The following is a 16,045-nucleotide window of genomic DNA, read 5'->3' as shown; positions in this document are numbered from 1 at the left end:
ATATTGTGGCTAATTGGTCGCAATACAAAACGACTATGCCATATGACGTGCAAGGCGATGTCACCGATGTAGCCCAACAACAGCTGACGATAGGTAGCACAAATTCAGTTTCAATTAGTGAATTATCAAGTATCTCTAATGAAAATAATATACCTACAGCAAAACAATTGGCCAAATCACTAAATCTTGAATCTCATGTCGAAGGTGGCTATTTTCGCCAAACCTTCAAGGCTGACCATAGGCCAAATATCGACACCGAAAACGGTGATAGAGTAACCATGACAAGCATTTATTACTTATTAAGTGCTGACTCACCGATTGGTCATTTTCATATGAATCAATCAGACATCATGCATTATTTTCATAAAGGCGATCCAATTACTTACTATATGCTTGAACCCGATGGAAGTTTACAAAAAACTATATTAGGTCCTGATCCAATCAAAGGGCATCAGATGCAAATGATGGTGAAAGGCGGTACCTGGAAGGCGTCTAAAATTTCAACTAATGCTAAATTTGGATTCGGTCTGATTGGTGAAGCAGTAGCACCAGGCTTTGACTATGCAGATATGCAACTGGGTAAAACAGCAACGTTATTGATGCAATTTCCACAGCATAAAGACCTTATCAAAGAACTGAGCCGTGAATAGCAAGTGAACTTTATCAAGGATTAATACTCGTAAACGAGTTATTTAGAGTGCAACAAACGCTCTGAATAACCCAGTCTAATTAAAAACCTCAACATACCAACAGTGAGTAAACATATGAAAAACATCTGTATAGTAATTATCACCATGCTAGTCTTTTTCGCAGGCAGTATTCAAGCACAAGAAAGAAAACAGCTTAACTTTATGAACGATCAGTTGTCTGAACAATTATTCAATCAGACTGTGGCACAAAGTGAGCCTAAATTAGTGAAAGCTAAAGCAGAATTGTTGCGTAAACATTATGAAGCACTCATTCAAAGTGGATTTAACAAGGAAGAAGCGCTCCAGCTAGTTATTGCTTTGGCATCATCACATAAATCCTAAATTAATTTACTCTGAATAACTTTACCAAGTACGCAACAAAAACTACGGTAACAATCATTGAGAATTGATATTAAAAATTAACATTAAAAACGGGTTGCTAGTATCTACCCATTTTTTCTAACCACATGATTTTATGCTCTACGGACATAAAGCTGGCGTTAAAACTATTTTCTACTAACTTTTTTAAATGATGCTTCTCTACCGGCAAATGGTCAATAATTGCAAAAAAGTTGGCATTTAAATAGCCACCAAAATAGCTAGGATCATCAGCATTAATTGTTGCCATTAAACCTAAATCAAGTAATTGCAGCACGTTATGTTCATTCATATGATTAAATACTTTTAGTTTAGTATTAGACAACGGGCAAACTGTTAGAGGATGTTGTGATTCGATTAAGAATTCAATTAGTTCGGGATCTTCAATACTGCGCACACCGTGATCGATACGATGCACATCTAATTCTTTGAGCGCACCCCATATATAATCTGCAGGGCCTTCTTCTCCTGCATGAGCCACTCGCTTTAAGCCTAATTCTTTTGCCATTTTGAATACTTGAGTAAATTTTTCAGGAGGGTTACCTAATTCACCACTGTCTAATCCAACGGCAGTTATGTCGTGTAAATATGGCGCAGCAGATTGTAAGGTTTCAATAGCACTTTTTTCAGTTAAATGTCTCAAGAAAGACATGATTAATAAACAAGATTGTCCCCATTCTTGTTGTGCTTGTTGAATTGCCCGCTTAAAACCCTGCATAAATACACCAAATTCAATACCACGTTCTGTATGGGTCTGTGGGTCAAACATGATTTCCACATGAACAACATTGTCTTCTTTGCACTTGAGTAAATAGTTCCACATTAACTGATAGAAATCATCTTCATCCTTAAGTACTGACGCACCAAAATAATAGAGATCCAAAAAGCTTTGAAGATCTTCAAAGTTATAGGCATTTTTTATTTCTTCAATGTTTGCATATGGCAATTCAAGCTGATGTTTTTCTGCTAAGGCCATCATTAAGTCAGGCTCTAATGAGCCTTCGATGTGCAGGTGTAATTCTACTTTTGGCAATGATGCTACCCATAGCTTTAATTCAGTTTTAGTCATTTTTCCCCCTGCTTAATTTGTCATGTATGTCTTAGTTCAATGTTATTAATTGCACCAAATAAGCAACTTAATTAATTATTGGTGCAATACCGATAGTATTAACGTGATTTAGGTTGTGTATTTTGGCAAAACAAACCATTAGAAGACAATTATATTATCGTTTTATAACGTTAGATGACATGATTGATATGGTACCAGCATAGATTAGACCGAAGCCAGACTAGGTGGTCAGCTTTTTGCAACCTTATCTACAAGACACTAATTAACTTAATAATATTTACACTAATAAATTATTTATATAAATAATGCCACATCAAAACTAGAGCGATAAATATGTCTAACTTTCTTGAACACTTCTTTAAACTCAAAGAAAAAGGTACCAATCTCAAAACTGAATTTATTGCAGGTTTAACCACCTTTGCAGCTATGTCTTATGTGTTAGTAGTTAACCCCAGCATTTTGGGTGCAGGTGGTATGCCAATCGAAGGGCTGATAACCGTCACAGCTATAGCTGCATGTTTGGGTACATTATTAATGGCCTTTATGACTAACTACCCTATCGCTATGGCACCGGGCATGGGTTTGAATGCTTTTTTCGCTTTTACTATTTGTTTAACCAGAGAAATACCTTGGGATGCCGCTTTAGGTATCGTGTTTTGGAATGGGATTTTATTTTTACTGTTGTCTGTCACAGGCGTTAGAACCAAAATAGCCGAGGCCATACCGGCAGCTCTTAAAATTGGAGTACAGTGCGGCATTGGGTTATTTATTGCCTTCATAGGTTTAAAGAATGCTGGCCTGGTTGTTGATAACCCTGCCACCTTCGTTTCTATTGGCGACCTATCTGAACCTGCCACTTTATTGGCGTTGGCAGGCATCATCTTAACCATCGTATTAGTCATAAGAAAAGTCACCGGTGCTATTCTCATTTCAGTAGTCGTATTAAGTCTAATAGGTGCTTTTATACCGGTTGGTGATGGATACTTAACCCAACATACTAGTCAATTTATCGGACTTCCTGATGACATAAGCAGTACATTTTTTGCTATGGATATTATGTACCCCATAGAATACTTTGCTGAAACATGGGACCTTATTTTTGCACTATTATTTGTCAATATGTTTGATACTATCGGCACCTTGATTGGTGTATCTCGCCGCGCAAACTTGTTAGATGAGCAAGGTAAGTTACCTAAAATGGGTAAGGCAATGACAGCCGACGCAGTCGCTAGTGTAATGGGTGCAGCTATCGGTACATCTCCCGTTACGTCTTACGTCGAATCAGCAGCTGGGGTCTCAGCAGGAGGCAGAACAGGGCTCACATCTGTATTTGTTGCCCTATGTTTTATGTTGGCTTTGTTTCTCACTCCCCTTATGAAAGTCATCCCATTAATGGCAACTACGCCTGCATTGATCATGGTAGGTATATTGATGATGGACTCCTTTAGACAACTTGATTTTGACGATCTAACATCCTTAGCTACTGCAACGGTTGCCCTACTCGCCATGCCACTGACCTTCAGTATTAGTGAAGGTATAGCTCTAGGCTTTATTACTTACGTAGGCATAATGTTAGGTACAGGCAGATATAAACAAGTGACTTTAATCACCTATATCATGGCAGCAGTGTTTGTGTTGAGATATGCGTTAGATTTGAAATGATGAAAGTTTTGCAGCCGATGGACATCCAATAAGAACCACACAAAACTTTAAATATTAATTTCAAATGAGTGGTTTAAAAACTATTTTAACCAAAAATACCGGCTTGATTTTTTGTTCAATTAAGTCGGTTTTATACTATCACTTTTCCTGTTATTACTAATTTTTGATCGAGTAATCAGCAGTATAGATACAATAAAAGGCTAAAACACTCTCATCACAGACCACTTCAATTACCTAGCGCAAAAGCAAACCCTTTACTGAAGTAACACTGAGATAAGGGTGGTTTCGCCTCCTTTTTGTTATTCGATGTTACGCTACTTATTATTAAGTAACTGAGGTAGCGTTATTTTTCTGTCTACGATGTTCACCAAGCTTCAGCAGGATTGTTAATGATGGCTCTAATCTAATAATGGAAAATGTTCATCACTGCTGTTAAATAAATGTCGTTTTTCATTAATAGAAATCAATTATGATGTAGATCCTTAATATAAGGATGTGTGTTATGAAAAAACTATTGTTGTTGATGTTAATTTTGATGATCGTCGGATGTAACCGTTCAAGCAGTTCTAACTCTAAACATGATGATTTCATTTTAAATTGGACATTACTTGATGCGGTCTATTTTGATGATAAACCAGACGCGATGCGGGAGGCATTTAATAACGAAGCAGTAAATGTCACTTCACTTTTGCAGTCTGTCGAAAATGGTCAGGTGAACATAGGTGATGATGCGTTAGCTTGGAATGAGATATCGTCTAAGTCGCCAATTATAGATTTGTCTGAGCATGTTGCAAAACAGGAATATGTTTACACTTATGCCACTACTCAAATTCATGCTGAAAAATCGAAAACAGCTTATTTTGGAGTGGGTAGTGATGATGGAATAAAAATTTGGCTGAACGGTGAGTTAATTCATGAAAATTTTGCTACCAGAGCCGCGGGCATAGATCAGGATCTAATTGCAGTAAAATTATTAAAAGGAGAAAACAGCCTAGTTATCAAAATAGTTAATGGTATTTTAGACTGGGGCTTTTCAGTTCATATCATCAGTAAAGATCAAGCAAACTCTTTATTTGCAGACAAGGTTGACAAGATGAGTGTCGCTCAACTGGATAGACTACTCAATCTAGGAATTGATATTAATGCTACAGATACAACAGGATTAACAGCACTTCATCATGCAAAACTAAACAGATTGAATATTCGATCACAGCAATTGATTGAGCGTGGTGCTGACACCAACATTCTAATGCCAAACGTCGAAACACTTATTACCTCATTCTTTGATAATGGTATAGACCAAGCCTCTCCAGGTATGGTTTTCTTGGCCGCAAAAGATGGCAAAATAATCTATAAAGGCGCTAGAGGCATGGCCGATATGGAAAATAATATTTTACTTTCAACGAATACTCAATTTCGTATTGGGTCAATAACCAAGCAGTTCACAGCCGTCGCTATTCTTAAGTTACAGGAACAAGGTAAGCTTTCAATTGGTGATAAGTTAACAAAATATTTTCCAAACTTTCCAAAAGGTGATCAGGTAACTCTTCGACAGCTGTTGAACCACACGTCAGGCATCTACAACTATACTAATGCCCCTGATTTTATAGAGGTAGTAAGCGATCCGATTACTGCAAAAGATTTAATCAATAAGATTAAATCTTTTGATTATGATTTTGAACCTGGCAGTCAATGGAGCTATAGCAATTCAGGCTATTTCATTTTGGGTGATATTGTTGAGCAGGTGTCTGGAAAAACACTCAGTCAGTTTTGGCAAGAACAACTATTTACTCCTTTAGATATGAAAAATACTGGGGTTTACATCAACGGTATTGCTTATACCAATGAAGCATTGGGTTATGGCTATGAAAAAAATGAAACTAACCGAGTCATAGATTGGGATATGTCTCATGCTGGTGGGGCAGGCAATATTTATTCAACTGTTGAAGATCTCTTTACTTGGAATGAAGCCTTATTTAATGGCAAGGTACTAAGCACCAGTTCTTTCGAAGATATCACTACAAAAGCTAAACTTAACGATGAAGAATACGTAAATGTATTTGGAAATAGTAGCTATGGTCTGGGTATAGGGTTAAGTGAATTATTTGGAAAAAAAGTAGTCAGTCACAGCGGTGGATTGCACGGATTCAGCTCTTATCTAGGCAGAGTGCCATCTGAAAATTTGACTGTGGTAAGTCTATCTAACTTCATACCGAATAATTTTAATTTTGATAAAAATCCATTTAATTATTTAGCGAGTATTTTAATAGAACCAGAGCCGTTAACCCAGCTGGTTGATACAAAAGATACAACTAAAGACATGCCTTTAAAGGATTACATTGGCGAATTTGATTATAATCCTGCTATAAACAACATCACCATTAGCGATGGTCGCCTGTATACGCAATTGCCAGGTCAGGCCAAATTAGAACTGTTTAGAAATTCAAGAAACCGTTTTTATTTGAAAGTAGTTGCCGCTGAATTAAAATTTGAGCGCAATGATTCTGGCGAAGTCGTCGGTGTAATACACACACAAAATGGTGGAACATTTAAGGCCAGTAAAATTGAACCAGCGATATTTATTACTCTTGATGAAAATGAATTAGCTCGATTAATAGGTAGTTACAAACTTAACGAAAACATGACGTTGACAATTACTCAAGAAACCACCAACGACGAAATTCGACTCTTTGCACAAGCAACAGGTCAATCTAAGATTGAAATGCTTGCTATAGCGCCATTAGAATTCAGAGCAAAAGAACTTAATATAAAATTAGTCTTTAATCCCAGTTCACGAGATGAAAAGATAATGGATTCATTAGAATTACATCAAGCAGGTATGGTGATGGAAGCAAAATTGATAGATGGATAAACAATGAAACACATTAACGACATGTTTAAGGACCGATATCTTTGAAATCAATACTCATAATGTAAATATAAATGTTGGTGCTGTAATAAGAGGCAACTTTACCCTGCTTTAAATCAGACCTCGATATTTTGAGGGGTTGTACCTTTTTAAGTGTGAACAACAATAGGTAAAAACTAATAATTAAATTAGTTAGCTAATTGCTCTACATTATTACTTTTCTCGCTGACGATTGTGACGTCCTTGATGTTATGAAAACATTCTATTGCGATAAAATTAACTGAACCGATACCTTGTTTCTTACTCAAAAACATGACTTTGCCTCACTCTTATTTAACAAAGCTTTCGCCTACTAAGGTACATTTATATAGCTTAGCGTCGATTTTTTTATTGTTACTGTGACGACTTAAGACAGGCAATCAAATTTACATGACTTGCCTGTCTAGAGTCAATTGTGAAGGGATTTATTGAATAATAGGTCTTTTAAAAATAAAATGTGTATCTTGAATGAATATAAGTTTCCATCATTTCTTACCATTTTCAACTAGGAATTCATTTTGATATTTAGTAATTTCAGACGCTATATCTGTAACATTTCTTACAATAATCTTAAATCCTTTAGGTATTAACTTCACTCTTTTGTAGTCCCATTCAACTGGAATAGAGTTTGTGGAAATACATCCTGACAAAAATAATACTGAGTAAATAGCGGTGCATCTAAGATTGTTTATTTTAAATTTAACGCTTTTTTGAACTAAAGGGTTATCGTTATTCCATCTACTATTAAATTAACAACCAAGAAATCAATATGTATGAAGACACACGGGCTACCAGAACAGCGGTTTTATTAAATCTGCAATTCGTCGTAACTGCTCTGTCGTGAAATAGATTTTCAAGCATAAGAGACATTTACACCGTTTTCTTAATAGTGTCAAAATGGTGCCAAAATGGTGCCAAAATAGTGTCAAAATAAGCATTCCATTATATCGCGCAGTTACCCGTTTGAATTAGAATGAAAAGCGGTTTAGCATTAGCGGCAGTCAGACTTTAAAAATTATAAAATAAAGAGTAAAAAAACGATTTAGGTGATTACATTACAATGGGCTTTTATATTAATGCTTATGAAAGCTAAGCATTACTTTTTACGCCACAGATTGTGTATAACCCATAAAAACCATAAGCAAGATAGAACATTTTTTCGCTTTGTTGTTGCTAGTCTGCCTCAACAAATCACTACATTGCTGATGAGCTTTATACTTAACTAGACTTTCATAGGAACCATTAATGAAACCTGTTTTAACTAGCGTCATAATTATTGCCTCAACTATTTGGCTGAGTGCTTGCAGTGATTCATCCACACATAACATTTCATCAAACTCACAATTAGAGGCAACGACATCTACAAATGTGCTGTCTTCGGATTTGCCGTCTGTAAAAGTTACGACTTTGAGTGCTGATCAGCAATTTGAACAACTTATGGATGAACACTGGAACTGGTACACATCACAACATCCAAGTTTTGCAACCAGTCTTGGCATACGCGATTATGATGATAAGTTAAACGATCCTTCACTTGACGCTTATGAAGCTAGCATTGCTCGTCAAACAACACTTTTAACACAGTTTCAAGCGTTCGATTTAGTAGCATTGTCGAAGGCCAACCAATTGAATCATGCGCTTATGGTATTAAATCTTAGCTATCAGATCGAGGCCGCTAATTTTGGTGATAAATACATGCTTATAACTAATAGAAGCGGACCACATATGTCGCTGACTAGATTACCATCTCAATTGCCATTTTTTTCAAAAGCAGATTATCAGAGTTATGTAACACGACTTGGTGTTATGCCGGCAAACCTTGAGAAAGCGACCAATACCCTCAGAAGTGGATTAGAGGCTGGGTGGGTGCAACCTTGCACGCCTATGGTGGGATACGAGAGTTCTATTTCAGCACATATCGTAGACCCCTCCGACAGCATCTTTATGCGACCTTTTACTAACAAACCTGCGGCAATGGGGCAAGATGATTTTAATAAATTAAAAGCGACTGCTTTGGCAACAATTGAAGCACAGATAATTCCTGCTTTTAAAACCTTTCAAACATTTTACAACAGTGAATATGCACTGCAGTGTCGAACTCAAGTGGGCTCATCTTCACTTCCTGGGGGCACAGATTATTATGCTTATCGTACGCGTATGTTTACTACTACTGATATGACACCCGAACAGGTGCACAAGACAGGCCTTTCAGAAGTAGCACGTATCAAAGCAGAAATGGAAGACGTCAAACAGCAAGCAGGTTTTGAGGGGACATTTGCACAATGGTTAGCGTTTTTGCGCACTGATGAACAATTTTATTTTAAAACAGGACAAGAACGACTTGATGCAGCCGCTGTTATCGGAAAAAAGATAGACGGCGCCTTGCCACAATTATTTACTAAATTCCCGCGTATGCCATGGGGATTAAAAGAGATCCCACTGGACATAGCTGAAAAAACTACCACTGCTTATTACCAAAGACCGGCAGGCGATGGCTCACGGGCAGGATTTTATTTTGTAAATACCACCAAGCTCGATACACGGCCTAGTTATGAACTTGAAGCCCTGTCTCTTCATGAGGCAGTACCTGGGCATCATTTTCAAATTGCCTTATCGCAAGAACTCGACTTGCCAGATTTCCGCAAGTTTGGTGGCTTTACTGCTTTTATCGAGGGCTGGGGACTCTATTCTGAGCGCTTAGGACTGGAAGTAGGATTTTATCAAACACCTTACTCCAATATGGGGCGATTATCTTACGAGATGTGGCGAGCCTGCCGATTAGTGGTCGATACTGGTATGCATGCTAAAGGCTGGTCTAGGCAACGTTCAATTGATTTTATGACAGAAAATTCAGCCCTGTCTTTAAATAACATCACCACCGAAGTTGACCGCTATATTACATGGCCCGGACAAGCCCTTGCTTATAAGATTGGTGAACTGAAAATCCGTGAGCTAAGGTCCTTCGCTGAAGCGGAACTTGGTGATGCGTTTGATATTCGCTACTTTCATGACAAAGTACTAGAAAATGGCGCGGTGCCATTGTCAGTGCTCGAAGACATTGTCAAAAATTGGGTAGCTGAAAAAAATAAAGAGTAATTTAATAGCCCAAATAACATATCAACTGCTCTTTTTTAAGTGTTTCGATTAAGCCTGCTGTTAATGTCTAATTTAATAGCCTGTGTTGAATTCTAGATTCAGCAGGCTTTCAAGCATGCTGAGTTGAAGATAAAGTGACAATACGGGCTGTGTTAAAATAAAGAATACGAACATTCAGAGTGATGGTATGTGACACTCAAGCAGTCAGTTTGTGATAATCATCAATATTAGCGTTATCGCTGGATGTTGGTTTACTAACGTTAAGGGTTGCAATAACAACAAACTCTTAGCTTAGGGATGTCATATCCTAATGTTCATCCGAAATATAGTCAAAGTGCATCAAAAAGTAGATCAAAGGACTGACCAAAACTAGTGTATTAAAAGTCTGTAACAAAACTCAGTTCAACCTATCCTGCAAGACTTGGGTCTTTAATGAACAAAATATCCATAATAATCGATGGGTTCCATTCACGCATTGCTGCTTCACAACTTATGCGAATATCATCGAGTTCACTAATAGTGGCTACTGAAAATAATTCATCAACTATGATATGCACCAATATATACAAGTCCCTTCCACGTTTGCTAATACGCACTTCAACATGCTCATAAGTTACAGCTAGAAGTGTTTGTTTGAGCTTTTTCTCAATCACTGCGGTGACCGCTTCAGGTGGTGCTTTATTAATGACTTCTTTTAGGCTGTCGAGCATTATTTTGCACGGTATAGGTAAGATTGCAGTACCTAAAAATATAAGTAGTATGGGGTCAATCAAAGGTGCGTAGAGTGCAAAACTGGTTTTTTCAATAAAAAACGCTAAACCAAAACCGAGTAAAATTGATGCACTTAACACACCGTCCACAAACCAAGTATGCGCATCCACGCCAACTAAATCTGATCGTAAACTTCCGCTTTGATGTTTCATATAACCGGATACAGCAAAACAGCTTATTGTTGCTATTGCTCCATAAATCATTGCCAATCCATACTCAGCAGAATTGCCACCTATCATTAAACTATTGATAGACCCAACGACGGCGTACAAACAAGTGGCAATGATAATTAATGACTTAAATAGATTAAGAGCAGGTTCGATGGCAGTATAACCAAAGTGGAACCGGTCATCATCGGGCAGTTGAACAAGATTAGCCACTTTCAACGTTAGCAAAGCCATAAAAAAAGCGATAAGTGAATAAATACCGTCAAATAAAATGGCACCAGAATGAGTACTAATGGCAAACCCCAAGGCCACAAAAACAAACAATCCTGCTACATATAAAGACAGTGTTAATAGGCGTTTTTCTTTTTGCTCGTGAAAACCAATGACCATTTATAATAGACTGAGAGGCTGCTAATTTGAAAATTTTACTCCACTTTGTGAAATAAGATAGTGATTTCAGAAAACAAATCATTAGCAATTTAAGCGGTTGACAAAAGTCCATGTTTGGGTAGAAATTAAGACCTGAATTGGTATTAGTTTACAAGATGCATACGATTTGATTGATGACATTACTGGCTTCTAAAATCGTGATTCAAGTATGCTAATTCCATGACCTCAGTAAGCTTTAGCTTATGAAGTTGGAGGGCTGTTCATCTTGAGCCAGGGTTATATGCTGAAACTGAACATGTCGTTGCGTTTGCTATCTGCATAATAAATTAATAGAAAGTGAAATGGTATCAAGTTCAGTACTCAATCAATTCTCGTATATCCTTTAAAGTGAGCAGCTTTAAATTTAAGAAACATTTAACTTATGTCACCACTTTCAAAATATCTAATATTTCTTCAATCACTTTTACGACATAGAGCTCTATATGCACTGGCTTAATAACAATTTCAGTCGACGAGTTCACTCCACCCTTTAACCATCTAACCATCTAATCATCTAATCATCTAATCATTGAACATCACTAGTCATTTGATCAAGGTCTGCATATTTATGCAACCCAGCAATTTATGACATCCACATGTGATGTTAAAATAGGCATATTAAAAAATTAAGTGGCTGTTTTGGCTCTACAAAAAAAGGCGCCTACGGCGCCTTTGATAAGTTGTAAAAGAATTACTTTTCCATTTGCGTATGTAACTGCACAAGGCTCATGGCTAAATTTGCACGAGTCAAGGTACTATCTGCTTCGAATGTTGCAATAATCGTCGGCTTGAGATCAAGAGGTCCTTGCTGCAACGCGATGTTGACGCGCATTAAGCCAAGGTCTAGAGCTAGTTGTACATAACCACGAAATTCGGCAGGAATAGAGTCAGAATCGGAAACGTCGACTTGCTCATCAAACACCCATGCTTGTACCTTGCTATCATCATCAAATGCTATAGCTTCAGCTTGTAAACCCAAAGACTGGACTAGGCTGTAAGCCAAGGCACCTCGATTGACTGTGGCATCTGCGCCAAATTCACCCTCATCATTGACTGGCAATAACGGTTTTTGAGTAAAGAAACGGTCTTTTAGACTGCCACCAAGTTGTGTAACAGCATTTGCGGCACCTGAGAAATCAGATACGTCATCAAACTGTTGGCTATCACCTAGAGTAGATTGGCGTAAACTACCGGCTAATGTTAAGGCGTCAGCTAATTCAATGCGTGTGATGTCTTCGTCAGGCATAAAGCCACCGAACTTACCATCCATCAGTTCAAGAGCAACTGCGTATTCAACCCATTTTTGACCAGGGTGGCCTTGAATATCACTTAGATTAGTATAACTTTCAACCGCGTACTGCTTCACATTAACGTCCACAGTGTCTGGCGCTGCTGCAACGCCAAACAAACCTGCTACTTCCACCGTCCAAGTACCAGGTATACCAGGTGCTGTAATACCGACAAAATTGGTCAATACAGGTGTACCTGCACTCGAGCGATAGCTATTGCCATCTGGATCAGTGAGCACTACGGAGATAGTGTTGGCAACAGTTTCGCCCTGTGTACCGATACTTTGATCCACCCTAGCTTGAGCAACAACAACGGTTACATTATCGTCGACCACAAATTTAACGCTGTTATCTGCTATTGGTGAATAGCTTAATTGTTGCGTAACCTCGCTATGTACCACTACATTAGCGCTAGCGTTAAACTCGCGATTTACTTTCACTAACTCACCATATTCAGCCATGTCTGCAGCTGCTTTAACTGCTGCATGGGCATTTACATAGCCAGCACCCACTTCCCACGCTTCACGGCCTGGCATGTTAGTTGATGTATCTTCGAGTATTTTCTTAACGCCACGCCAGTTGAGTGACGGATTAGCTTCTAAAATTAATGCGACAACACCCGCAATATGTGGTGCAGCCATCGAAGTACCTTGAAGATGTGTGTAGTAAGGCAGTTCTGAAGGAGCAAGAGCAATGTCGTCAGGCGCACTTAGTGCCTGTAGACTCGACGAACTCGCTTTAGCTGAAATTATGGAAACGCCAGGTGCGACCACTGTAGGACGGTCGACCCAATTGAATGTTTCACCATCGATGGTGAATTCTCCACCATGGTCACGCAGCCCACGAGAACTGAAGTCAGCCAAGGTACCGTCTTTGGTACCTGCACCAACAGCGACGACCCAAGGCGCTTTTTTATAATTACCGGTCATGGTGTGTTCGCCATTTCGACCAGAATTACCAGCTGAAAACACCACAATTACGCCATTATCACTTAACAATTTAGTTGCAATATTAGTAGGATCATCAGGATTAAAATCGTTACCAATATCCCCCGTGCTTCCAAATGAGTTTGAAATTACCCGGATGTTGTAAGTGGCTTGATTTGTTTTTGCATAATCAAATCCACCAATTGCATCGAGTATTAGCAACCCCGCACCAGAGCCATAACCGATGAGATCCGCACCAGGCGCTACACCTGCATGACGGCCTCTGCTCATAGCGCCATTGCCGCCAACTGTGCCAGCCACGTGTGTACCGTGTCCTCCACCTAAATCAGTATTGACTACGTTTTCAATATAGGTGATAGGTGCGGTATTATCCAAACTATTCAAGTTGGTTTGTGCTGCAACATTTTGCACTAGGTGTTGTGGAAATTTTAGGTCTCCATGGTTACCGTCAACACCTGAATCATTGATTACCACCCCTATATTACGACCGGTGTATGGCGTTCCTTGCGAGCGCATGGATTTATCTTTACGTAATTGCTGCACACCTGTTAAAGCCGTAGCATCATAGTTTTCATAACTAAGTGGCGCATTGTGCCATATCGACACGACGTCGCTGCGGCTATAAATTGCGTTGATTTGTTCAATTGTGGCTAATGCACCTACGATAGGTAAACTTTGCATACTGACTGCAGTGCTTATTCCAACTCCCGAGAGCGCATCTAACTGTGCGTTACTAATAGCGTTTTTGCCATTAAAACTAATGATGACCTCATGCAAAGTATTTGGTGAAGCAGTTTGCATGGTATTAAACAAATTGGGGTCGAGAGTTTTGGCCCCCAGTATAGACGAGCAGCTCAACGCCAAAAGACTTAGACCCAATTTCAAGCTATGTTTTTTTATTAATTTCATGATGTATTCCTGTTGGTGTGGCTTTAGTTGAATTACCACAACAAAAAACTAAGACCTAAGTACCGTAGTCATAGCAGGCTAACTTTAAAATAGGGGTTTACACCCACTTAAGATGTTTTCAATGGTCAATCTGACAATATTGAGGGGGACGTCTCAGAATTATTTGATGGTGATTAGTTAGAAATAAAGGCCAAGGAATGGTTCCAGTGCTTAGCTGTCCAACAAACTAGCTTAAAGTAGCCATTAAACTGAAGCGATGCGCTTAAATAACGCTGAATATCTTAACGGCTAAAGATAACAAGGAACCTTACTCCTTTATACCTATAGGTTGTTGCAACTAAGTAGCTGAAAACCAGTGTCCATGGCTTCGACCATGTTAATAAGACTTAAGCTTGGTGACATCATTGATATGCTTTTTATTTATATAGCCAGACACGAACTAAAGACAATAACAGCTCTGTATCTACTGGTTTAACGATATAATCCGAGGCGCCAGCATCCAAACATTTTTGACGATCTTCCATCATTGCTTTTGCTGTTACTGCAATAATAGGCAATGACTGATATTTTTCCATTTTACGAATAGCTTGCATGGTTTGATAACCGTTCATTACCGGCATCATAATATCCATCAAAATAATTTCTATTTCTGGATGATTTTTGAGTTTTTCTATGGCTTCTCTTCCACTTTCTGCATACAAAGTCACACAATCGTGGGCTTCAAAAACAGAGGTAAGTGTGAATATATTGCGCACATCGTCATCCACAATCAATATAGTTCTACCCCATAATTGTGGATCATTCTCATGTACCTGCTGCAACATCTGTCGTTTAGACTCAGGTAAATTTGACTCAACTATATGTAAAAAAAGGGCTGTTTCGTCAATCAAGCGTTCTGGCGACTTTACATTTTTCACCATAATAGTTTCAGCAACAGAATTAAGCCTATATTCTTCCTCTTCAGTTAAATCTTTACCTTTATAAATGATAATAGGTAAGTTTATTAAAGCTGGGTCTTTATTAATAGATTCAATTAATGAAAGCCCATTTTCATCTGGTAAAATAAGGGCGAGTACCATACATTGGAATAGTGATGATTTAAGTTCCTTTATCGCTTCTTTTGCTGTTGCCACCGCTGTTACATTAACAACACCATTATCAACAAGATTAACAATAGCCAACCGATGTTTCTCATTATCTGCTACAACTAAAAGTTGCTTGACCTTTTGTTTTTGAAATACGTCAATTTGAACAAAAATACCTTTCAGACTGTCATCGTCTATTGGTTTTTGCAGAAAAGAAATTGCACCCTGTTCGAGACTACGTTGACTCACGTCATCAACTGATAAAATATGTACCGGAATATGACGGATTTTCGCATCATGTTTAATACGATCAAGGACTATCCAACCATTCATGATTGGTAGCTTGATATCTAGAAGAATAGCATCTGGACAATATTCTTGAGCACACAATAAACCTGAGTCTCCCGTAGTCGCAACAATACCTTTGAAACCACTTTTGCGAGCTTTATTGAGCAATATTTTGGCAAATTTAAGGTCATTTTCAATAATTAAAACAACTCTATCACTCGCTGTTATAGCAATTCGGTCATCTTCTACTTCTCGGGCTAATTCGCCAATAAGACTCACTTTGAGTTGTTTGACATCGCTAATATATGCGGGTGAAATATTAATTTTAGAACGGTCTTTTAAAGAGGATGTTTTAACA

Annotated in this window: 9 protein-coding genes; 5 read left to right on the top strand and 4 right to left on the bottom strand. The window is 38.3% G+C overall.

Annotated features, from left to right (window positions below):
• Together QZ562_RS14195 and QZ562_RS14190 are read left to right on the top strand one after the other, a co-directional pair.
• A partial coding sequence (locus QZ562_RS14195) for a cupin domain-containing protein (protein WP_293761390.1) occupies window positions 1-650 on the top strand: 650 nt, incomplete at its 5' end.
• Window positions 651-764: 114 nt separating this feature from the next.
• Window positions 765-1,031, top strand: a complete 267-nt coding sequence (locus QZ562_RS14190; protein WP_293761388.1) for a hypothetical protein — start codon at window positions 765-767, stop codon at window positions 1,029-1,031.
• Between the two features lie 97 nt (window positions 1,032-1,128).
• Here the strand turns inward: QZ562_RS14190 and QZ562_RS14185 are convergent, their stop codons facing one another.
• Window positions 1,129-2,136 (bottom strand): adenosine deaminase, encoded by a 1,008-nt coding sequence (locus tag QZ562_RS14185; protein ID WP_293761385.1) that lies wholly within the window; start codon window positions 2,134-2,136, stop codon window positions 1,129-1,131.
• Window positions 2,137-2,469: 333 nt separating this feature from the next.
• On the opposite strand from QZ562_RS14185, the gene QZ562_RS14180 reads away from it, so the two are divergent.
• The 3 genes from QZ562_RS14180 to QZ562_RS14170 all read left to right on the top strand — a co-directional run bounded on the left by QZ562_RS14180 (window position 2,470) and on the right by QZ562_RS14170 (window position 9,802).
• Window positions 2,470-3,798 (top strand): NCS2 family permease, encoded by a 1,329-nt coding sequence (locus QZ562_RS14180; RefSeq protein ID WP_293761382.1) that lies wholly within the window; start codon window positions 2,470-2,472, stop codon window positions 3,796-3,798.
• Window positions 3,799-4,300: 502 nt separating this feature from the next.
• Window positions 4,301-6,670, top strand: a complete 2,370-nt coding sequence (locus QZ562_RS14175) for a serine hydrolase (RefSeq protein WP_293761379.1) — start codon at window positions 4,301-4,303, stop codon at window positions 6,668-6,670.
• Between the two features lie 1,281 nt (window positions 6,671-7,951).
• Window positions 7,952-9,802: a DUF885 domain-containing protein gene (locus QZ562_RS14170; RefSeq protein ID WP_293761377.1), complete on the top strand. Its 1,851-nt coding sequence runs from the start codon at window positions 7,952-7,954 to the stop codon at window positions 9,800-9,802.
• A 407-nt stretch (window positions 9,803-10,209) separates the two neighbouring features.
• Here the strand turns inward: QZ562_RS14170 and QZ562_RS14165 are convergent, their stop codons facing one another.
• The 3 genes from QZ562_RS14165 to QZ562_RS14155 all read right to left on the bottom strand — a co-directional run.
• Window positions 10,210-11,130 carry a cation transporter gene (locus QZ562_RS14165; RefSeq protein ID WP_293761375.1) on the bottom strand — a complete coding sequence of 307 codons (921 nt, stop codon included), beginning with the start codon at window positions 11,128-11,130 and terminating at the stop codon, window positions 10,210-10,212.
• Window positions 11,131-11,860: 730 nt separating this feature from the next.
• Window positions 11,861-14,314, bottom strand: a complete 2,454-nt coding sequence (locus tag QZ562_RS14160; RefSeq protein WP_293761372.1) for a S8 family serine peptidase — start codon at window positions 14,312-14,314, stop codon at window positions 11,861-11,863.
• Window positions 14,315-14,730: 416 nt separating this feature from the next.
• A partial coding sequence (locus QZ562_RS14155; protein ID WP_293761369.1) for a response regulator occupies window positions 14,731-16,045 on the bottom strand: 1,315 nt, incomplete at its 5' end.

Source organism: uncultured Paraglaciecola sp. (genome assembly GCF_913058035.1).
Classification (GTDB): domain Bacteria; phylum Pseudomonadota; class Gammaproteobacteria; order Enterobacterales; family Alteromonadaceae; genus Paraglaciecola.
Note: the sequence above shows the minus strand (reverse complement) of the source record. Positions and strands in the feature narration are given on the sequence as shown.